Origin of the sequence: Paraburkholderia phenoliruptrix (assembly GCF_019511605.1) — a bacterium.
Classification (GTDB): Bacteria; Pseudomonadota; Gammaproteobacteria; order Burkholderiales; family Burkholderiaceae; genus Paraburkholderia; species Paraburkholderia phenoliruptrix_A.
This window is the reverse complement of sequence record NZ_JAEUAV010000025.1, coordinates 39061-60282: the sequence shown is the minus strand read 5'-3', so window position 1 is coordinate 60282 and position 21222 is coordinate 39061. Positions and strand designations below refer to the sequence as shown.

Genomic DNA, 21222 nt, shown 5'->3' with positions numbered 1-21222 from the left:
ACTACGCCACGCCGGGGACACGCATCGACATGCAAGCAGCGGGATTTTCATCGGCCCGGCTCATGGCCCTGACGAGGACTTTGCAGGACTATGTGCAGCGGGGCGATGTGTCCGGCGTGGTGGCGCTCGTGTGGCGGCGTGGAGCCACCGGCTACTTCGAGGCACTCGGCCTGCGCGACGAGGCCGCGCGCTTGCCGATGGAGCGTGACACGCTGTTTCGTATTGCGTCGATGACCAAGCCGGTGACGAGCGCCGCCATCCTGATGCTGGTGGAGGAAGACCGGCTCGCGCTCGACGCGCCGATCGCGCAGTGGCTGCCGGAGCTCGCCGCACCGCGCGTGTTGCGCGACCCCGGCGGCCCGCTCGACGACACGCAGGCGGTGCGCACACCGCTCACCGTGCTCGACCTGCTCACGCATCGCGCCGGCTTCGCTTATCACTTCACGGCGACGGGGCCGCTCGCGCAAGCGTACGCGGCCGCTTTCAACGGCTTCGACGCGCACGGCGATGTTGACGGCTGGCTCGCGCGCATCGCCGGGTTGCCGTTGATGTTTCAGCCCGGCTCGCGCTGGCACTACGGCATTGCCACCGACGTGCTCGGCGCGCTGATTACGAGAGTGACCGGCATGTCGTTGGGCGAGTTTTTCCGCACGCGGATCTTCGAGCCACTCGGCATGCGCGACACCGCTTTCTGGGTGCCCGAGCCGCAGCTCGCGCGACTAGCCACGGCGTATGGCGTGGACGCAGTCACGCGGCGGCGCGTGGTGGAAGATCACGCGTCGTCGAGCCGTTGGGCGAATCCGGCGCGTTTTCAGAGCGGCGGCGGCGGGCTCGTTTCCACCGCGAAGGACTATCTGCAGTTTGCGCAACTGCTGTTGCGACGCGGACGCGTCGGCGACACGCGCCTGCTGTCGCATCGCTCGGTGGATTTGATGCGCTCGAACTTCCTCACGCGCGACCAGCGACGCCTGCCGGCATTCGGTCATGTGATGTGGGCGGGACAGGGGTTCGGCCTCGGTCTCTCGGTCGTCGACGACCCGGCGCAGCAGTTGCCGCAGGGCTATCGCTCGGTGGGCTCGTTCGGCTGGCCCGGTGCCTTCGGCACAAGCTGGTTCGCGGATCCGGTGGAAGACCTGATCGGACTCATGCTGATCCAGCGCCGCTCAATCGAGCCGTTTCCCATGGCGGTCGACTTCGAGCGCCGCGTGTACGATGCAATCGACGATTGAATGCGCGCCCGTCGTCGGCCTCGCTGCCGCTCTTTTACGCGTCGCACTTTGACAGGCTCTCTATCCGGCGTTTTATTTGTCTGGTAGCGTCCGCAGTTCGGTTCGCCACAATCATTCGGAGCATCTGTCATGGCCTCATACAAGCAGTTGACCGCTCAGTTGGAAAAGCTTCACAAAGAGGTGGCGGCGGCCCGCGAAAAGGAGATCGCACAGGCGATCGCCGACATCCGGCAGAAGATTGCCGAATACGATCTGACCGCGGAGGAACTCGGTTTGGCAAAAGTTCGCCCGGCGGCGCGCAAAGGCGCCGCGATCGCCAAGTATCGCAATCCTAAAACCGGCGAGACATGGAGTGGCCGGGGCCGCTCGCCGGCCTGGCTTGTCGGCAAGAATCGCGATCGTTTTCTGATCGAAATCTGAGGTGGGGCGGTGCGCCTTCGTGCACATGCGCTTGCACTTGCACGGCCACTTGCGCGCCGCGTCAAGCGAAACTCCTAAGCGGTGATGCTGCAAGCGGTCCTTTTCGCACCGCTGAGCAGTTCCCGAAAACGCTCACCTTTCGAATCAGTCGGCACCTATTGGCTGAGAGTGAAGCGTCGTTGCGTCGACGTTCAAGTTTGCTTCGGTGAACTTGGCTTCGGCGCTGCCCGCACCTCAAGTGTGGTGAGCCGATCGTAGTCCGTGCGCCTCACCAATACGCCGCTCGCCCGCGCCAGCCTTTGCTGACGGGCGTTCCCAGGCTGTACGAAGAATCCGAAAGGATTCGCAGACGCGCAAGTCATCGCTTCAAGACATGCGCCCGCATCGAACCATGAAGTCGTGCAGGTGCGATACGCGCTTCACGCGTGCTCACCTTTCGCTGTCCTGTGCAAGCCTGACGCGCCGGGTCCCGAAAACGCTCACCTTTGCATGCGTCGCGCTTGCTGACCGCCCGCTGCGTCTTTGTGTGCCTGTGCAGAAATCCAGTGTTGGGTTCGCCTCGTGTGCGGTAGCAAAACTCACCGTGACGCAGTGCCAGGCGCTGAATGCCACCATCCGTCATCGCATTGCACGCCACGGCTGAGCCTGAGGTACACCGCCCCCGCGCCGGTGGCTTTCCCACGTCGGCCGTCCCGGCGTGTATCATTCGTTCCCTGCGCTGTTCTGCGCTGGCGATTATCCGTATTGTCGAACGCTCGTTCCCGACCTGTTTTCCGACGCGGCCCGGTTGCCATTGTGATGCGGGTTCCCGACCCGAGTCGCGCAGCTCGACGCCGCCGCGCCACGCGCGGCAGCCCGGAGGCCATTCGCTTCCGGAGACCGCCGAACCCCTATCTGTGACCGCCAGACCCGATGTCAGTCTCCGAACTCAAACGCCGCCGCACGTTCGCGGTCATTTCCCACCCGGACGCGGGTAAAACCACGCTGACCGAAAAGCTGCTGCTGTTCTCCGGCGCGATCCAGATTGCCGGCACCGTGAAGGGCCGCAAGAGCAATCGCTACGCGACGTCCGACTGGATGGAAATCGAAAAGCAGCGCGGCATTTCCGTCGCGAGTTCGGTGATGCAGTTCGAGTACGGCGATGCGGTCATCAATCTGCTCGACACGCCGGGCCACGAAGACTTCTCCGAAGACACCTACCGCGTGCTGACGGCGGTGGATGCCGCCGTCATGGTGATCGACGGCGCGAACGGTGTCGAAGCGCAGACGCTCAAGCTGCTCGAAGTCTGCCGCAGCCGCAAGACGCCCATCGTCACGTTCATCAACAAGCTCGACCGCGAAGTGCGCGAGCCGCTCGAACTGCTCGACGAGATCGAGCAACACCTGGGCGTCGCGGCGGTGCCGTTCACTTGGCCGATCGGCATGGGCAAGGATTTCCAGGGCGTCTACGACATTCAGCGCGACCAGGTGCGCCTGTTCCGCGCAGGCCAGGACAAGGCGGGCGGCGAAGTCGAAACGTTGCAGGCGTTGAGCGACGAAGAAGGCGAACGGCGCTTTGGCCACGCCTGGGTGAAGGCGAAGGAAGAAATCGACCTGATTACCGGCGCCACGCCTGACTTCGACCGCGAGCAGTTTCTTGCCGGCCAGCAGTCGCCGGTGCTGTTCGGCTCTGCGATCAACAACTTCGGCGTGAAGGAAATTCTCGACGCGCTCGTGGATCTTGCGCCGCCGCCGTCCATGCGCATGACCGTGCAGCGTCCGGTGATGCCCGACGAGCCCAAGTTCACCGGCGTCGTCTTCAAGGTTCAGGCGAACATGGACCTGGCGCACCGCGACCGCGTGGCGTTCATTCGCGTCTGCTCGGGCCGTTTCGAGCGCGGCATGGCGGTGAAGGTCACGCGCTCGAACAAGACCTTCCGCGCCAATAACGTGGTGACGTTTCTTTCGCAGCGGCGCGAGACGGTCAGCGAGGCGTATCCGGGCGACATTATCGGGATTCCGAATCACGGCACGCTGAGTCTCGGCGACACGCTGACCGAAGGCGAAGCGCTGCAATTCGTCGGCCTGCCGTTTTTCGCGCCGGAAATTTTCCAGACGGTCGAAGTGGTCGACCCGATGCGCGCCAAGCAACTCGGCGAAGCATTGAAGCAACTTGGCGAAGAAGGCGCGATTCAGGTGTTCCGTCCTGAAGTGGGCGGTTTGATGATTCTCGGCGCGGTCGGCCAACTGCAGTTCGAAGTGGTGTCGCACCGTCTTTCGACTGAATACAAGGTCGACGTGCGGATGGCGCCGGCGCGTTACCGCATGTCGCGCTGGGTGACCTGCGACGACCCGGCGGAGCTGCGCCGTTTCACGGATTCATACGCCGCGCGCATTGCGCTGGACGCGTCGGACGCGCCGACGTATCTTGCGTCGCATGTGTCGGAGATCGAGGTCGCGCAAAAGGCGTGGCCGAAAATTGTCTTCAACGAGTTGCGCGAGCACTCCGGCGCGCCGTTCAAGAAGGCGATGTAACCGGCACGGCGCTCGCACGCCGCTGGCGCCCTTTGCAACAAGACAAAGCCGCGTGGTGCAGTCATGCACACGCGGCTTTTCCATTGCAGATGTTGGCGGCGACTTGCCGACACTGGCGGTTTGCGCCTCCTCAGCCAATTTCAGTACTTCCTCGCGCAGCCAGTCGGCAAACGCTGTTACAGATGCGCCGCGCGTTTGCGCCACTTCGCCTATCCTGACGAAGACGCGCGCGTCGACAACTGAGCGGCGCGCCCTTTTATTCGCGGAGTGCCTGTGACCGTTCGCAATCTCGACGCGTTGTTCCGACCCAGATCCGTCGCTGTGATCGGCGCTTCGGAGCGGCCCGGCAGCACTGGCGCGATGGTGTGGGCGCGCTTGCTGGAAGGCGGCTTCGAGGGCCGGCTGTGGCCGGTCAATCCGAAGTACGAAACGCTTGGCGGCCACGCCGTGATTGGCGACACCGGCGACTTGCCGCAAGCGCCCACCGTCGCGCTGATTTGCACGCCGCCCGCAAGCTGGCCCTCGATCATTCACAAGCTCGGCGGTTTGGGAACACGCGCGGCGATCATCGTCGGCGAAGCGCGCACCGACGACGACCGGCTCGCGTTGCGGCATGCGCTTGCGGCGGCACGGCCGCATCTGCTGCGAATCGTCGGGCCGGGCAGTCTGGGCGTCGTCACGCCGGCGCTGCGCGCGCAGCTCGGCGCGCCGTCCTGCACGGTAAAGGCGGGCGGCGTCGCCTGGGTGTCGCAGTCGAACGCGCTGACCAATGCGGTGCTCGGCTGGGCACAGGCGCGCGGCCTCGGCTTCTCGCACGCGGTGGCGCTAGGCGCAGAGGCCGACGTGGACGCGGGCGACGTGCTCGACTATCTGGCGAGCGACCCCGGCACCCGTGCGATTCTGCTGGAGCTCGACAGCGTGCGTGCGGCGCGCAAATTCATGTCGGCGGCACGCGCGGCGGCGCGGAACAAGCCGGTGCTGGCGCTGCGCTCCGGGCGCGCCGATCCGGCAGACGCGCTGTACACCGCTGCGTTCCGCCGCGCGGGCATGGTACGCGTGGACGCGCTCGACGATCTGCTCGACGAAATCGAAACGCTCGGCGTGGGCCGCGTCGCCGCTGGCGCGACGGCCACGCTGATCACGAGCGACCGCGGCCTCGCCACGCTGGCGCGCGACGCCTTCGCGGCAGCCGGCGAGACGCTCGCGCCGTGGCCGGAGGAAGCATCGCAGGCGTTGCGCGAGGCGTTGCCGCACGCGGTGGGCGGCAACCCGTTGCAACTCGGCGACGACGCGCGTCCCGAGCATTTCGGCACCGCGCTGAAACTGCTGGCCGGACATCGCGGCACCGGCACGGCCTTCGTCGTGCACGCGTCGACGCACAGCGCACCGGTCGGCGAGGTTGCGCAGGCGCTCATTGCGAATCAGCGCTTCGCGTATCGCGGTCTGCTCGCGTGCTTTTTCGGCGGCGTGGACGCCGCGACGCGCGACGCGCTGCATGCGCAAGGCATTCCGGTCCACACGACGCCGCAGCGGCTCGCCCGCGCGTTCGCGCGTCTTGTCGATTACCGGATGGGGCGCGAACTGCTGATGCAGACGCCCGAGGGCCTGCCGGCCGAAGTGCCTGAAGCCATTGACGCCGCGCAGTCAGAGGCGCGTGCCGCGCTCGCCGCAGGTGAGCGCCAACTCACGGGCAAAGCCGCGGCAGCCTTATTGGAACGCTTCGGGCTGCAGATCGAGGCGGCGCATCCCCAAGCGGACGCCGCGACCGAGGCGCCCGCACGCGATTCAGGCGACTGCGCCGAGAGCGATGCAGACTCGATGCGCAAGCCGGTGGTCGACATCGCCGTCGAGCTTCACGACGACGACAATTTCGGCCCGGTGTTCCGCTTCACGGCACCCTCGTCCGACGGCGTCGGCGAGCCGCTGCGCATTTACGGGTTGCCGCCGTTGAACCCGACGCTCGCCCGCGACATCGTCACGCGTTCGCCGTATGCGCGCCTCGTTGCGCCGGAGCCCGCGCTCGCCGCATTGACTGCGCTGTCACAGGCCGTTTGCGATGTCGGCGAGATCGTCGGTCTCAGGCTCACGCTACGCGTATACCGCGACCACGTGACGGTTGCCGATCCCACGCTCGCCATTGCGCCGACGCGCAGCCGCCTCGCGATCGTGCCGTATCCGCGCTGCTTCGAGGAGACGCTCGACTGGCAAGGGCTGCGCATCACCGTGCGGCCGATACGTCCCGAAGACGAGGCGGCGCACCACGATTTCGTCGAAGCAATGACACCGGAGGATTTGCGGCTGAGGTTTTTCGGCGCCGTGGGCAGCTTCGATCACTCGCAGCTCGCGCGCATGACGCAGATAGACTACGACCGCGAAATGGCGCTGATCGCGACCGTGCAGGGCGAAGACGGCGTGCCGCGCACCCTCGGCGTGGTGCGCGCGGTCGCCGATCCTGACAACGAAACGGCGGAATTCGCGGTGGCCATTCGCTCGGACCAGAAAGGCCGGCGGCTCGGGCGGCTGCTCACGGACCGCATTATCCGCTATGCGCGGGCGCGCGGCACGCACTGGCTCGTCGGCGAGGCGCTGCGGGAGAACACCGCCATGATCGCGCTCGCCAAAGCGAGCGGCTTCACGATTACGCCAACCGAAGACCCGGCGGTGGTGGGTTTCCGGATGGCGCTGGAGGAAGATGCGGGCGAGCGCGGCTAGCGGTGTAGCCGGCGCAGGCAAGCAGTTAGCCTGCCAACTTCGCCGCTGCCTCGTCCACCTGCGCACGCGTCACAGCCAGCTCCTCGAGCCACGCATCCGCATACACGGCACCGGTCTCGCGCTCGAGCCGTGCAATGGTCGCAGCGCAGCGATTCGCGTCCTTGGGCGTCGCGATGAACGACTTCACCGACTGCCCGGCCTTGAACGCATCGAACAACGGCACGCGAATGTCGTCCGGCAGCGCGCGCGTGGTCCACTGGTACGGCTTGCCATTGAACGTGAACGACGGCGGCAGCACGCGCTCCTTCTTCGCGGCCGGAATCAGACCATACGTGCGAGCGGCTTCGCCGATCTGTTCTGGCGAAAACAGCTCGTCCGGGCTGATGTCGAATTGCTGGATGAAAGTCTCGATGCTTTGCATGGCCGCCGCGCGGTCGTCGCGGCGTTTTTGCGCATGAGCGACGATGTCGCGCAGTTCGTCGGCCTCTTCCGGTGTGATCGTGAAGCTCGACTGCTTCTGCTGGAGTTCGGAAAAACGCTGGAATTCGGAGTCGGTCAGAAGTTTCGCCATTGCTATTCGAGGGGCGCGCACGAATGACTTCACGCGGCGTCGTTTTTTGAGAGGGCCGCCATTCTAAACCATGTGGGCGCGCGGCCCGCTTCAAAAACTGAAGTTCGGTGGCGCGGGTTCTGCCAACGAGCCGCGATCACGCGACATGCAGAGCTCACACGCCGCTCATGCGGCGCTTATACAGCGCTTAAAGGGCCGCGCTCAAAGGCCGCTCACATGCGCTCAAAGCGCCTGCTCGCGAAACATCGAAAGCGCCTGCACTGTCTCGCGCAGCAGCGCCGTGGCGGCTGCTAGCGTGGGCGCCACATATTCGTCGATACGCTTCAGATACGGGCAGGTGAGCGCCGCAATCGCCTGCCCGGACGGGCCGAGCACGGGGAAGGTGACGTCGGTCACGCCGAACGTCTGCTGGCTGTCCTTCTGCGAAAAACCGGCTGCGCGAATCCGCTCGCACGCTGCTTCGAGCGCCTCGCGGTCTATCGTCACTTCGCCTTTTACCTTGGTGTGCTCGGCGAGCATCTGCGCGCGCTGTTCGACGGTCTGGAAGGCGAGCATTACGCGCCCCGAGCCCGTGTCGATCAGACCGACCCGCGAGCCGAGCCGCACCGACATGCCCCAGGTGCCCGGGCCATCCACTTGCGCGATGACGAGCAGATTGCCTCGGTCGTATACAGCGAGGTGACACGATTGCTCGGCGGCATCGGCGAAACGTTGCATGAGCGGCAACGCTTCGGAGATAAGCCGGTTCATCGGCGGGTGACGATGGGCCAGCGCGTAGAGCTTCAGGCTCAGCGAATAGCGGTCGCCGCCTTTTGAGCGCACCACATACTGGCGCGCGACCAGACGTTCGAGCATCCGGTACATCTCGCTGGCATTGCGCCCGAGCAGCTTGGTGATCTCGGCGCGCGTGAGCCCCTCTTTTTGCTCGGCGAGCAATTCGAGAATGTCGAGGCCTTTGTCGAGCGCGGGCGCGCGATAACGGTCGGCATCGTCTTTGTCGTCTGCGTCCATCGTGAGGAATTCCGTGAGCTGTTCCCGGTAGCCGGCGCTTGAGTGTAAGTGCGGCGGCTGGTTCCGTGCGAGCCGATGCGTCCAGGGAAAATACGGACCCTTGATGCAGTGCACATTCCTTGACTTCGAAAAGTCCGCATATGAATAATATGTTCATTGGTGAATGAATGCACGCCGGTACCCGTCAGTATCCATAATCGAGGTGCCCTCGTTCTGGTCAGGCGATTACGGCGCGATCATTCCCGGCTCGCTGATGGTCGCCCGCCTCACAAGCGGCTAAGACAAGCGGCGAAGACAAGCGGCGAAGGTCGGAACTGAAGCAAGGTGAACCCAACCGCCTCACGGAGAACCCATTTGACGAGCCGCACCCAGGAAACCGATCCGCGACTGATCCTGCTGAGTCCGGAGGACAACTGCCTCATTGCGGGGGCGCGGCTGGACGCCGGCACGCACCTCGAGATCGAGGGCGAGCGCGTCACGCTCGCGCGCACCATCGAGCTCGGCCACAAGCTGGCGCGCCGCGATCTCGCGAAAGACGACAAGGTGCTGCGCTACGGCGCCGTGATCGGTCACGTCACTGAAGACGTGCGGCGCGGCGAGCATCTGCATACGCACAACCTCGAAAGCGATTACCTGCCGACGTACACGCACGACGCGGGTCATCAATTCGTACATCACTGATTTGCGCATAACGACGCGGCATTGCGCCGCGCGGGAACGATCATGGCTGAGACCTCCGTAGCAAGCGCCTTTGCGCAACCGCCGATGCTGCAAGGCTACCTTCGTAGCGACGGCCGCAAGGGCATCCGCAATGTGGTCGCAGTGGCGTATCTGGTCGAATGCGCGCATCACGTGGCGCGCGAGATCGTCACGCAGTTTCGGGAGCCGCTCGACGCATTCGACGACGGGCGAGCGGCGCACGAGCCACCGGTTCATCTGATCGGCTTTCCTGGCTGCTATCCGAACGAATACGCCGAGAAAATGCTCGAGCGGCTCACCACGCATCCGAACGTCGGCGCGGTGCTGTTCGTCTCGCTTGGATGCGAGAGCATGAACAAGCACTATCTCGTCGATGTCGTGCGTGCAAGCGGCCGCCCGGTCGAAGTGCTCACCATTCAGGAGAAGGGCGGCACGCGCAGTACGATTCAGTACGGCGTGGACTGGGTGCGCGGCGCGCGCGCGCAACTTGCCGGGCAACAGAAAGTGCCGATGGCGTTGAGCGAACTGGTGGTCGGCACGATTTGCGGCGGCTCGGACGGCACCAGCGGCATTACCGCGAATCCGGCAGTGGGCCGCGCGTTCGATCATCTGATCGACGCGGGCGCGACCTGCATTTTCGAGGAGACCGGCGAACTCGTCGGCTGCGAGTTTCATATGAAGACGCGCGCGGCGCGGCCGGAACTCGGCGACGCGATCGTCGAGTGTGTCGCCAAGGCAGCGCGTTATTACTCGATTCTCGGCCACGGCAGTTTTGCAGTCGGCAACGCGGACGGCGGCCTCACCACACAGGAAGAAAAGTCGCTCGGCGCGTATGCGAAAAGCGGTGCGTCGCCGATTACCGGCATCGTCAAGCCGGGCGACATTCCGCCGACCGGCGGACTGTATCTGCTCGACGTCGTGCCGGACGGCGAGCCGCGTTTCGGCTTTCCGAACATTAGCGACAATGCCGAAATCGGCGAGCTGATTGCGTGCGGCGCGCATGTGATTCTGTTCACCACCGGGCGCGGCTCGGTGGTCGGCTCAGCCATCTCGCCGGTCATCAAGATCTGCGCGAATCCGGCCACGTATCGCAATCTGTCGGGCGACATGGATGTCGACGCGGGCCGCATTCTCGAAGGACGCGGCACGCTAGACGAAGTGGGCCGCGAAGTGTTCGAGCAGACGCTGGCCGTGTCGCAAGGCGCCGCGTCGAAATCCGAAATGCTGGGGCACCAGGAATTCATCCTCACGTATAAGACGTTCGAGCCGGTCGGGCCTGGCTGCCTGCCGTCGAGCGCGGGCGCGCCGCGCCGTGCAATGGTTGTGCAGCAGCAGTGATGAATTGCAGTGAGCGCTGGTTGTCGGGTGTGATACAAAGAACGTTCTACAGGAGACGCGTTAAATGACCGCAACGAACGGTTCAAAAGTCCAGCAGCGCCGCCGCGTTGGCCGCGGCACGCTGCAAGTGACGGGACTGAGCCTCGGCACGGCGCCGCTCGGCGGCCTGTATCGCGATCTGTCGGACGAAGATGCGTACGCAACGGTCGCCGCCGCATGGGACGCGGGCGTGCGCTATTTCGACACCGCGCCGCATTACGGCAACACCAAGGCGGAGCATCGGCTGGGCAACGCGTTGCGGCGCTATCCGCGCAGCGAATATGTTCTGTCGACCAAAGTCGGCCGCCGTTTCGTGCCGCGCACGACACCTTACGAAGGCAAGGAAGGCTGGCAGAATCCGCTGCCCTTCGAGGCCGTCTACGACTACACGCACGACGGTATTCTCCGTTCGTTCGAAGACAGCCAGCAGCGTCTGGGCATTATCGACATCGACATTCTGCTGGTGCACGACATTGGCCGTGTGACGCACGGCGAGATGAATCCCCACTACTGGCGGCAACTGACGCAAGGCGGCGGTTTTCGCGCCCTCGACGAATTGCGCTCGGCAGGCGCGGTCAAGTCCGTGGGACTCGGCGTGAACGAAGGCGCGGTAATACTCGAGGCGATGGCCGAGTTCGATATCGATTGCGCGTTGCTCGCCGGGCGTTATACGCTCCTCGAACAGACCACTCTCGACGACCTCTTGCCGGCATGCGTGAAGCGCGGCGTCAGCATCCTGTTAGGCGGTGCGTTCAACTCGGGCATTCTGGCGCGCGGCGTCGAAGGCGATCTGAAATTCAACTACGGCGAGGCGCCGCGCGAAGTGATCGAGCGCGTTGCGCGGCTCGAGGCGGTATGCCGCGATCACGGCGTGCCGCTCGCGGCCGCGGCCTTGCAGTTTCCGTATGCGCATCCGGCGGTCGCCACCGTGCTGACCGGCGCGCGCAGTGCCGACGAATTGCGCGAGAACGCGGCGTCGTTCGAGTTGCCCATCCCAGCGGCCCTGTGGTCCGCGCTGCGCGAAGCGGGCCTGCTCGACGCCCGCGCGCCCGCGCCAGAGGACTGATCTGACGATGCATATCGACGCTCACCAGCACTACTGGGACCCATCCCGCGGCGACTACGAATGGCTCACGCCGGAGCTCGAGATTCTGTTCAGGCCGTTCGGCCCGGCCGACCTCAAACCGTTGCGGGAGCGAGCGGGCATCGGGAAAACGGTGGTCGTGCAGGCGGCGCCGACCATCGACGAAACGCGTTATCTGCTCGACATTGCGCGCGACGAGCCGTCTATTGCCGGCGTGGTCGGCTGGGTGCCGCTGCTGTTGCCCACCGCGCCGGCCCTGATCGGCGCGCTCGCGCACGAGCCGAAGTTCAAGGGCGTGCGGCCCATGCTGCAAGACCTGCCCGACGACACGTGGATCGCGAATCCGGATCTCGCGCCGGCCATTGAAGCGCTGATCGCCCACGACCTCGCGTTCGACGCGCTGATCTACGCGCGCCACGTCGAACATGTTGAGACGTTCGCGCGCCGCTTCCCGGCGCTGCGCATGGTGGTGGATCACGGCGCGAAGCCGCCTATCCGTTACGGTCAGGCCGGCTGGAAGAGCTGGGCCGATGCGATTGCGCGGCTCGCACAGTTGCCGCACGTGCATTGCAAGCTGTCGGGCCTCGCGACGGAGGCGTCGCCGGGCTGGACCGAGGAAACGCTGCGGCCCTACGTCGAGCATCTGTTGGCCACCTTCGGTCCGGCGCGGCTCATGTGGGGTAGCGACTGGCCGGTGCTCGAACTGAACGGCGATTATCTGCTGTGGCATTCGGTGGCGAACACCCTGCTTGCGTCGCTCAGCGAAGGCGAGCGCGAAGCGGTTTTCGGCGGCAATGCCGCTGCGTTTTATCGACTGTGACGTCGCGAGCAAATGCGTCGCGAACACAAGTTAAGCCCACTCAACTGGAGTCGTAGATGACACAAAGACTGGCCGGCAAGACAGCATTGATCACCGCGGCGGGACAAGGCATTGGCCTTGCGACCGCCGAAGCGTTCGCCCGCGAAGGCGCACGCGTGATTGCCACCGACATCCGCATCGAGGGACTCGCCGGCAAGCCGGTCGAGGCGCGCAAGCTCGACGTGCTCGACGGCGACGCGATCAAGGCACTGGCCGCCGAAGTGGGTCCCATCGACGTGCTGTTCAACTGCGCGGGCTTCGTCCATGCAGGCTCGATTCTCGAGTGCAGCGAGGAAGACTGGGACTTCGCGTTCGACCTGAACGTCAAGGCAATGTACCGGATGATCCGCGCGTTCCTGCCTGCCATGCTCGAGCGCGGCGGCGGATCGATCATCAATATGTCGTCGGCGGCTTCGAGCGTGAAGGGCGTGCCCAACCGCTTCGCGTATAGCGCTTCCAAAGCGGCGGTGATCGGGCTCACCAAGTCGGTCGCCGCGGATTTCATCACGCGTGGTGTACGCTGTAATGCGATCTGTCCCGGCACGGTGTCGTCGCCGTCGCTCGAGCAGCGGATCGCAGCGCAGGCCGAGGCACAAGGCGCGACGCTCGAAGCGGTGCAGGCGGCGTTCGTCGCGCGCCAGCCGATGGGCCGCATCGGCAAACCCGAGGAGATTGCCGCGCTCGCGCTGTATCTCGCGTCGGACGAGTCTTCGTTCACGACCGGTTGCGCACATGTGATCGACGGCGGCTGGTCGAACTGAAAAACTGAAATGCGGCCGCATGAGTGCGGCCGCTGATGTATTAACCGAACACCACTGAAACCCAGAGGAAAGTGCAACGATGAAACTGCTTCGTTACGGGCCGAAAGGCCAGGAAAAGCCAGGCTTGCTCGACGCGCAAGGCAAGATTCGCGACCTGTCAGGCGTGGTTGCCGACATCGACGGCGCGGCGTTGACCGACGCGGGCCTCGCCAAACTGCGCGCGCTCGACCCGGCCACGCTGCCGGTCGTGGAAGGCAATCCGCGTATGGGCCCGTGCGTTGGCAAGATCGGCAAGTTCATCTGCATCGGCCTGAACTACGCGGACCACGCAGCCGAATCGAATCTGCCCGTGCCCGCCGAACCGGTGATCTTCAACAAGTGGACGAGCGCGATTTCCGGTCCCAACGACGACGTGGAAATTCCGCGCGGCTCGAAGAAGACCGATTGGGAAGTCGAGCTCGGCGTGGTGATCGGCAAGCACGCCAAGTACGTCGACGAGGCGAACGCGCTCGATTACGTGGCCGGCTATTGCGTGATCAACGACGTGTCGGAGCGCGAATGGCAGATCGAACGCGGCGGCACGTGGGACAAAGGCAAGGGCTTCGACACCTTCGGACCCATCGGCCCGTGGATGGTCACGCGCGACGAAGTCGCCGATCCGCAGAACCTGAGCTTGTGGCTCGAAGTGGACGGTCACCGCTACCAGAACGGCAATACCAAGACGATGGTGTTCGGCGTCGCCAAGCTGGTTTCGTATGTGTCGCAGTGCATGAGCCTGCAACCGGGCGATGTCATTTCCACCGGCACGCCGCCTGGCGTGGGCATGGGTGTGAAGCCCAATCCGGTGTATCTGAAGCCGGGGCAGACCATTCGCCTGGGTATCGAAGGTCTCGGCGAGCAAACGCAGAAGACCTACGCGGCCGAATAAGCCGTGCCTGGAGCCGTGCCGAGAGTCGAGTTGAGAGTCGAGCTCAGCCGGCTTGCAGCAGGCTCGTGCTTCAAGCCGCGAGCCCGCCCACGCGCGGCAACTCGCGTCAACTGGCGGGTTCCTGCTCGCCGTTCTCGCCGATCCGGTTGACGGTGCCTTGCGCCACCGCGACCAGTTTCTCGCGGTTGCCGTCCATCACGAAGATGTTGCATTGGCAGGTCGCCTGATGGCGGCCTGCATACACCACCTCCGCCCGCGCTACCAGCGTGCCGTTCACGGCCGGCCGCAGATAGTTGATCTTATATTCCCCCGTCACAACCTTGGGCCCGAGCGAGAGCGCGCCGGCAAAGGTCAGCGCATTGTCGGCCAGATAGCTGATCACGCCGCCATGCACGAAGCCGTGCTGCTGCCGCAGTTCGTCGCGAATCGGCAGGCTCAGCGCGAGTTCGCCGGTGCCGGTGTACATCAGCTCGGCGCCCAGCAGCATGCTGAACGGCTGGGCGTGCAATGCGCCGCGCGCCCGGTCGAGTAGGTCAGTCATTGTGATTCCTTCGAGGAAGGCCCGCGGTGGCATCGCGCGCGAGCGTGCGCGCATCAGTCCCTACCCACTCTAGGAAGCGCCCACGCACGCCGTCAAGGTGAATCGGAAATCTCGGCGCCGCGTTGCTGTGTCGAATGAGGAAATTTCAGACGTTGGCCGAAGTAAGTACAGCGTAAACGCAACGTAAGGCGAACTTTGACGAATTTAGCCTTCAGCTAGCCGGCATGCTGCCGTTAACCCTGACGTAGCTCCCGTAATTCTTTGCCTTCAGGTGTTCACGATGTTCAGCAAGATAAAGGTCGCATCCGGCCTGTTGTGTGTTCTGGCCGCGTTCTGCGTTTTCCAGCTTGTCACGGTGGGGCTGGGGTTCTGGTCGTTGACGCGCACCCACAACGACGTTGGCGATCTTTCGAACATAGCGCTTAAGCAGGTGAACGCGGTCAACGAAACCACGCAGCATCTGATGGACGCGCGCATCAACCTGTCGCGCGCCGGCACGCGTATGGTACGCGGCGGCGCGGAGCCGACCGACATCGTCCAGCACGCCCGCGAGCAGCTCGCGGCCGCCGAGCAGTCGTTCAGCGCCTTCGCGAACGTACCGAAAACCAGCGACGAGAACAGCGCCCGCGCGGCGGCGCTCGGCGAGCGCTACAAGAAGCTGCACGGCGCGCTGACCGAACTCGCCCAGTTTCTCGACGCGAACAATATCCAGGCGTTTCTCGACCAGCCGACGCAGTCGTTCCAGGACGCTTATCTGAGCGAGCTGCACAACTTCACGCAGTTCGGCAACGCGGCGAGCCGCGCGTCGCTCGACTCGATCGACACCCGCATGGCGGCTTTCCGAGTCGTCAGCATCGTGATTCTGGTGGCGCTCGTCGGCGGGACGTTTGCGGTTCATCTTGCCTTGCGCCGCGGTGTGGTCGCGCCGCTGGAAGAAGTCGGCCGCCACTTCGAGCGCATTGCGCAAGGGCGTCTCGATCAGCCGATCGCCGCGCGCGGCACCAACGAAATCGGCCGGCTGTTCTCGGGTCTCGCGAAGATGCAGGCCAGTGTCGCCCGGACGGTGCAGACCGTGCGCGAATCTGCCGACTCGATTCATCTGGGCGCCGATGAAATTGCAACCGGCAACGCCGATCTTTCTGCACGGACGGAGAATCAGGCGGCATCGCTCGAAGAAACGGCGTCCAGCATGGAGGAACTCACCGCCACGGTGCGTCAGAATGCCGACCACGCGCGTGAGGCAAATGCGCTCGCCGAGACCGCGCTCGAAGCGACGTCGCGCGGCAGCGAAGTGGTCGATAAGGTCGTCGACAAGATGCGCGGCATTGCGCAGAGTTCGGACAAGATCGCGGAGATCATTTCGGTGATCGACGGTATCGCGTTCCAGACCAACATCCTCGCGCTGAATGCGGCCGTGGAGGCGGCGCGTGCGGGCGAGCAGGGCCGCGGTTTTGCGGTCGTGGCCGGCGAAGTGCGTGGTTTGGCCCAGCGCAGCGCGCAGTCGGCGAAGGAAATCAAGACGCTGATCAGCGAGTCGGTTGCCGAGATTCAGGGCGGTTCGGCGCTGGTCGAGCATGCGGGCGAGGCAATGAGCAACGTGTCCGCGTCCATTTCGCGCGTCACGCAGATGATGGCGGAGATCAGCGCCTCGTCGCTCGAGCAGAGTACCGGCATCGAGCAGGTCAACCAGGCCGTGGTCCAGATGGACGAGATGACGCAGCAAAACGCGGCGCTCGTGGAAGAAGCTGCCGCAGCGGCGGCTTCGCTGCATCAACAGACGCAGCAATTGAAGGAGGCGGTTTCCGTCTTCGAAATTTCGGAGTCTGTGTTGCGTACACAACAGTTCGATGAAAATCCGCCCAAATCTGCGCAATATGCGTTGTCGCGGATGCGCGCAATTTAAATTGTCTGCGCTTAAAAATCAGGCAGCGGGAAAAAGAAAATGGCCCGCAAAAGCGGGCCATTTTTGTATTGGACGCGAGCGTTCGAGCCTGCGTCAGCCTACCTCGTACCGTGGGTACTTAGGCCGGCGTGATGTTCGCAGCTTGCTTGCCCTTCGGGCCTTGCTTCACTTCGAACGACACCTTCTGGTTTTCCTGCAGGGACTTGAAGCCGCTGCCTTGAACTTCCGAAAAGTGCGCAAACAGGTCTTCGCCGCCGTCGTCCGGCGTGATGAAGCCAAAGCCCTTTGCATCGTTAAACCACTTCACAGTACCTGTTGCCATTTTTGATCCAGTAAATGTTGTGTATTGCATTCGCACCCGCGGTTTCTCAACCCAAGATCGAGCGCGAAGTACGAGTTGTATCACGTCTTTATGACAGACGCCAATCAAGCCGTATTCGGGTATTCCCCGGCTTTGGTCTTTTTTTGTCCTCGGGAACGCGAAAAAACCCGTGTTTGATGCCAGGGTAAACCATTTGGCATAAAATTCCGCGCGCCTTCGGCGGCGGCTTTACCTGCTTAGGCCGGCAAGGCTTCGAAAGCCGTGGCCAGGTGATAAGGCGTGGTCGACGGCATGTCGGCGCGGGCCACTTCGCCACTCGCCGTTTTGCATTCGAACCAGCCTTGCGGTCGCAGAAAGCGCTGCCGGAACAGTTCGATCTGCCGTGGCAAGACCACGCGCATGGCCGCTTCGTCGTGGCTGGCGAGCGCGCGCAGATATTCCGTTTGCGCCCAGATGCGCTGAATCGGGTCTTTGATGCTTCCGTCTTCGTTGAGTGACGCGACCACGCCGCCGGTTTGCTGATCCACGCCAAAGCGCTGCGCGAACTCGAACGCGCGCGAGAGGCTTTCCGCCAGCCCCGACCCTTCGAACAGCCCGCCCGCCTGCTTGACCAGCCAGAACCACTCGAATTGATGACCGGGTTCCAGGCGATTGTCTGCCGCGCCGACCGGCAATTCGGCGATGCAACCCGAAGGCGCGTGCACGAAGTGACCAGCCACCGCGCCGGCGAGGCGCCTCAGCGCCGCGTCGAAAGCGTTGTCGCGCGTGGCCTCGCGGGCGGCGAGCCATGCTTCCGTCAAATGCATCAACGGGTTTTGAATGGGCGTGCCGGTGACTTCCGCAAAGTCCGCGCTGAGCGCGGCATTAAAGAGATCGCCGGGCGCGGCAAAACGCGTTTGAATGAGCGCCGACGTGCGATGCACGATCTCGAGCGCGTCCCGATTGCCGGAGCGCCGGCCATATTCGGCACATGCGAACACGACGAACGCATGCGTGTACAGGTCTTTGACCGTGTCGAGCGGGGCTCCGTGCTGATCCACGCTGTAGAACCAACCGCCGTGTTGTGTGTCCTGAAAAGTGTGCGTGAGCGAGTCGAACAGAACCTGCGCATGGGCGGCGTCGCCGGCCTGCGAGAACACGAACAGTTGACGCGCGCACGCCATAGCCCGGTAACGGTGGACCGGCTCCGGACGATGATCTTCGCCGAGTGCCTCATATGGCAACCTGAGCGCGGAGTTAAAGCCCGCGTTGCGCCACATGGGCAGGATCACGCCGTTGAAGTGATCGCGCAGTGCGGCGGCGAGCGCGGTCGTCGAGGCGGCGTCAAGGTTCGGGCTGGGCATAGTCAAATTTCAAACGCATTGATTCAAAGCGCCCGCGAGCGGGCCGGATTCCGGCGGCCGTGCGGGCGCGGCGCCGCACCACGGGTATGCCGCCTGGCAAACGCCGCAGCAGCGACAGTACGCGGCTTAGCATAATGCAAACGGATGCCTGCCGGCGCCCGAAATGGGTGGGGAAAACGCTGCAAAAAATTTCAATAAGGAGAGAACGATGCTGGGTGATCTCGAACTCATCTCCCGACTGGTGTTTGCCGCCGCGCTCGGCAGCGTAATAGGCTTCGAGCGGGAGCGGCTCTCGTGGGCGGCCGGCTTGCGCACGCACATGCTCGTGTGCGTGGGCTCGGCGCTGATCATGATCGTGTCGGCCTACGGCTTTGCCGACGTGCTCGGCAGCGAACACGTGGTGCTCGACCCTTCGCGAATGGCGGCCCAGGTTGTCTCCGGCATCGGCTTTCTGGGCGCGGGTTCGATTCTGCTGCGCGGCGAAATCGTGCGCGGGCTGACCACGGCGGCGAGCCTCTGGTCGGTCGCGGCCATCGGGCTCGCGGTCGGCGGCGGGCTCTATACGGCGTCGATTGCAGCGACCGTCATCATTCTGATCATCCTCGCGGGCATCAAGCCGCTCGAGCGGCGTTTCATTACTGCGAAGCAGCGGCGCCAGGTGACCATGCTGGTCGAGCGCGGCGCCGTGACCTTCCACTCGCTGCACGACGAGCTCGGCGCGGCCAGCTCGCGCGTCAAACAGTTCGTGATGCAGCAGAACGACGAAACGCCCGAATGCGACGAGGTGATGATCACGCTGCATCGCGTGTCGAGTGCCGAATATGAGGCGATCTGCACGCGCTTGCGTCAACTGCGGGGCGTGAGGGAGTTCCGGCAGGACGACGCGGCCGGTTGAAACGGAAAATCGTCGGCGAATAACTTCGGCGGCGGTGGAGGCCATGCGACAATGCGGTCTCGAAAAATTCCAATGGCATTGACGAGCGGTGCCGGCGCCCGCTCTCCGGCGACCACCGCGTTTTTCTCTATGGCAGATTCCGCAGTATCCAAGCAGTCCCGGCCTGAGCGCGCCGCTTCGAAGAAGCGTCGGCAGGCCACCGTCTCCACCGAAACCGAAAAGAAACTGGCGCGCGCCGCGCGCTCTGCACAACGCCTTGCGCAACTGAGCGATGTCGTGCGCGACGACAGCACGCTCGACCTGTTCCCCGACGATCCGACCCGCGCCACCCTCGAAGCGATGAATATCGACATTCGCCAGGGGACGCTGCATGGCTTCGAATTGCCCGATGTGGTGCTCGCGGCGGTCGGCGCGCTGGATACGGCTGACACCGCATCGCTCGATGCAAGGACCGGGCGCCGCCTGCCGCGCGCGGCAAAGACCGATGAGCCGGTTGCGGTCCACGCGCAATTGAGCGGGCTGGAGATGGAGCCGTTGCCGGCAGAGGCGGCGGGGGCTGGGGCGGCGCAGGAACCGCCGGCTGGAGGTGTCGCTGACGCGGCCAACGCAGCGACTGCGCCACTCACGCCCGCGATGGCGGCCGCCACGGTGGCCCGGAGCGTCGCCGCGCTGCGTCAGGCGGCAGACCGGAGCGCTGCGGAGGCGGCAGAAGCGAATGGCGTGCGCAGCGGTGCGAGGCTGGTGCAGCCGGTGCAGCCGGTGCCTGTGAAGGGGGCAAGCGAGGCGGCGTCGGCAGGGATGAGCCGCAGCGACGGAATGCCAGCGGCGGCCACGGGCCTGCCAGGTGAGCGTGTGACGCTGGGCACCGGACGGAGGTTGCCGGCCGAGGGGGCCTCATCGCCGACGATGGATCCGAAGGTGCGACCGGCGGCGGCATCGACGACGATTACGGCGATAAATACAGGAGCGTCCGGTACGGCAGCGTCCGCAGGGGCGGATACAGAAGCGCCCGGCGCGGCCGCATCGGCAAGAGGGGCTATTGGGGTGCCCGGCCAAGCGGCTTCGGCAAAAGTGGGTACTGGAGCGCCCGGTTCGTCGGCTTTAGCCGGAAGGGGCGCAGAAATGCCCGGGCAGGCGGCTTTGGCAAATCCGGGTAGAGGGATGCCCGGCCAGGCGGCTTCGGCAAAAGTGGGTACTGGAGCGCCCGGTTCGGCGGCTTCGGCGGGAAGGGGCGCAGAAATGCCCGGGCAGGCGGCTTCGGCAAATCCGGGTAGAGGGATTCCCGGCCAGGCGGCTTCGCCAAACGTGGGTACGGGAGCGTCCGGCTTGGCCGCTTCAGCAGGAAGGGGCACAGAAGCGCCCGGCCCAACGGCGTCGTCAAAAATGGATACAAAACCGCCCGGCCCAGCAGCATCGGCAGGGCGAGGTACAGAAGCCCCCGGCTTCGCCGCATTGGCAGGCGTGCGCACCAAAGCGCATGAAGCGCGATACCCGGAAGCCGCCTCACCCACCGCGCCGGAACTCGACCGGGCACGCGCGACAGCCTTCGCGGACACCGTCGACGCGTTGTACGGTGTGATCGCCGACCAGCGCCGCGCGGCCACCGATCATTCGCGCCGCATGAAATGGATGCTGTCCATTGTGGTCGGCGCGCTGCTGATGACCGTCGCGATCGGCATCACGCAAACCGTGCTTTTGATGCGCCTGACGCGCGAGACGACAGCACAACAGCATCGCGTCGAGCAAATGATGCAAAACCAGCAGGCCGCAATGGCCAGTCTGCTCGACACCCAGATGGCGATGGCCAATGCCGCCGCCCAGGCCGCTGCACCGGCGGTCGCGCCAGCGTCGGCGTCGCCGGCATCTCAGCAGCCGGCCGCGGCGCCGGCGTCCGCGAACAGCAAGCGCGCGGGCCATGCGCAGCGCCTTCACAAGCCGAAAACGCCCGCCACGCATTAAGAGGATGCGCTGCCTGCCGGGCCGGCTGCAGCGCTCTCTTACCACCCCTCCGATAGATGCCGTAAGGCAGGCGCCGCCTGCCGCTCGTCGCAAG

General features: G+C 64.7%; 18 protein-coding genes. 13 read left to right on the top strand and 5 right to left on the bottom strand.

Features of this window, described 5'->3' with window-relative positions; all coding sequences use genetic code 11:
* Window positions 1–29: 29 nt before the first annotated feature.
* The 4 genes from JNB89_RS24975 (at window position 30) to JNB89_RS24960 (ending at window position 6875) form a co-directional block, all read left to right on the top strand.
* Window positions 30–1229, top strand: a complete 1200-nt coding sequence (locus tag JNB89_RS24975; protein WP_220364002.1) for a serine hydrolase domain-containing protein — start codon at window positions 30–32, stop codon at window positions 1227–1229.
* Window positions 1230–1358: 129 nt separating this feature from the next.
* Window positions 1359–1649, top strand: coding sequence for an H-NS family nucleoid-associated regulatory protein (locus tag JNB89_RS24970; RefSeq protein ID WP_220363974.1), 291 nt, complete (start codon window positions 1359–1361; stop codon window positions 1647–1649).
* Window positions 1650–2561: 912 nt separating this feature from the next.
* Entirely contained in the window at window positions 2562–4163 is a 1602-nt protein-coding gene (locus tag JNB89_RS24965) for a peptide chain release factor 3 (RefSeq protein WP_013342125.1), read from the top strand.
* 273 nt (window positions 4164–4436) lie between these two features.
* Entirely contained in the window at window positions 4437–6875 is a 2439-nt protein-coding gene (locus tag JNB89_RS24960; protein WP_220363973.1) for a GNAT family N-acetyltransferase, read from the top strand.
* A gap of 25 nt (window positions 6876–6900) precedes the next feature.
* On the opposite strand, the gene JNB89_RS24955 is transcribed toward JNB89_RS24960, so the two are convergent.
* Together JNB89_RS24955 and JNB89_RS24950 are read right to left on the bottom strand one after the other, a co-directional pair.
* Complete coding sequence (locus JNB89_RS24955; RefSeq protein ID WP_013342122.1) at window positions 6901–7446, bottom strand: hypothetical protein; 546 nt, start codon at window positions 7444–7446, stop codon at window positions 6901–6903.
* Between the two features lie 222 nt (window positions 7447–7668).
* The gene (locus tag JNB89_RS24950) at window positions 7669–8457 is read right to left on the bottom strand and encodes an IclR family transcriptional regulator (protein WP_220363972.1); all 789 of its coding nucleotides are present in this window, start codon (window positions 8455–8457) and stop codon (window positions 7669–7671) included.
* Between the two features lie 354 nt (window positions 8458–8811).
* Here JNB89_RS24950 and JNB89_RS24945 point away from each other — a divergent pair, with 354 nt between their 5' ends.
* From JNB89_RS24945 to JNB89_RS24920, 6 genes are all read left to right on the top strand, one after another.
* Window positions 8812–9138 (top strand): UxaA family hydrolase, encoded by a 327-nt coding sequence (locus JNB89_RS24945; protein ID WP_220363971.1) that lies wholly within the window; start codon window positions 8812–8814, stop codon window positions 9136–9138.
* A 42-nt stretch (window positions 9139–9180) separates the two neighbouring features.
* Window positions 9181–10494, top strand: coding sequence for a UxaA family hydrolase (locus JNB89_RS24940; protein ID WP_220363970.1), 1314 nt, complete (start codon window positions 9181–9183; stop codon window positions 10492–10494).
* A gap of 64 nt (window positions 10495–10558) precedes the next feature.
* The gene (locus tag JNB89_RS24935; RefSeq protein WP_220363969.1) at window positions 10559–11599 is read left to right on the top strand and encodes an aldo/keto reductase; all 1041 of its coding nucleotides are present in this window, start codon (window positions 10559–10561) and stop codon (window positions 11597–11599) included.
* 7 nt (window positions 11600–11606) lie between these two features.
* Entirely contained in the window at window positions 11607–12437 is an 831-nt protein-coding gene (locus JNB89_RS24930; RefSeq protein ID WP_220363968.1) for an amidohydrolase family protein, read from the top strand.
* A 56-nt stretch (window positions 12438–12493) separates the two neighbouring features.
* Window positions 12494–13237, top strand: coding sequence for an SDR family oxidoreductase (locus JNB89_RS24925; RefSeq protein WP_013342116.1), 744 nt, complete (start codon window positions 12494–12496; stop codon window positions 13235–13237).
* 79 nt (window positions 13238–13316) lie between these two features.
* The gene (locus tag JNB89_RS24920; protein WP_013342115.1) at window positions 13317–14165 is read left to right on the top strand and encodes an ureidoglycolate lyase; all 849 of its coding nucleotides are present in this window, start codon (window positions 13317–13319) and stop codon (window positions 14163–14165) included.
* A gap of 106 nt (window positions 14166–14271) precedes the next feature.
* On the opposite strand, the gene JNB89_RS24915 is transcribed toward JNB89_RS24920, so the two are convergent.
* A complete protein-coding gene (locus JNB89_RS24915; protein WP_013342114.1) occupies window positions 14272–14706 on the bottom strand; it encodes a PaaI family thioesterase in 435 nt (144 codons plus the stop codon).
* Between the two features lie 280 nt (window positions 14707–14986).
* On the opposite strand from JNB89_RS24915, the gene JNB89_RS24910 reads away from it, so the two are divergent.
* The gene (locus JNB89_RS24910; RefSeq protein ID WP_220363967.1) at window positions 14987–16609 is read left to right on the top strand and encodes a methyl-accepting chemotaxis protein; all 1623 of its coding nucleotides are present in this window, start codon (window positions 14987–14989) and stop codon (window positions 16607–16609) included.
* 118 nt (window positions 16610–16727) lie between these two features.
* Here the strand turns inward: JNB89_RS24910 and JNB89_RS24905 are convergent, their stop codons facing one another.
* Window positions 16728–16931, bottom strand: coding sequence for a cold-shock protein (locus JNB89_RS24905; RefSeq protein ID WP_006047528.1), 204 nt, complete (start codon window positions 16929–16931; stop codon window positions 16728–16730).
* Between the two features lie 236 nt (window positions 16932–17167).
* Window positions 17168–18274, bottom strand: a complete 1107-nt coding sequence (locus JNB89_RS24900) for an AGE family epimerase/isomerase (RefSeq protein ID WP_220363966.1) — start codon at window positions 18272–18274, stop codon at window positions 17168–17170.
* Window positions 18275–18482: 208 nt separating this feature from the next.
* On the opposite strand from JNB89_RS24900, the gene JNB89_RS24895 reads away from it, so the two are divergent.
* Complete coding sequence (locus JNB89_RS24895) at window positions 18483–19169, top strand: MgtC/SapB family protein (RefSeq protein ID WP_220363965.1); 687 nt, start codon at window positions 18483–18485, stop codon at window positions 19167–19169.
* A gap of 129 nt (window positions 19170–19298) precedes the next feature.
* Entirely contained in the window at window positions 19299–21128 is a 1830-nt protein-coding gene (locus JNB89_RS24890; RefSeq protein ID WP_223216853.1) for a hypothetical protein, read from the top strand.
* Window positions 21129–21222: the final 94 nt, after the last annotated feature.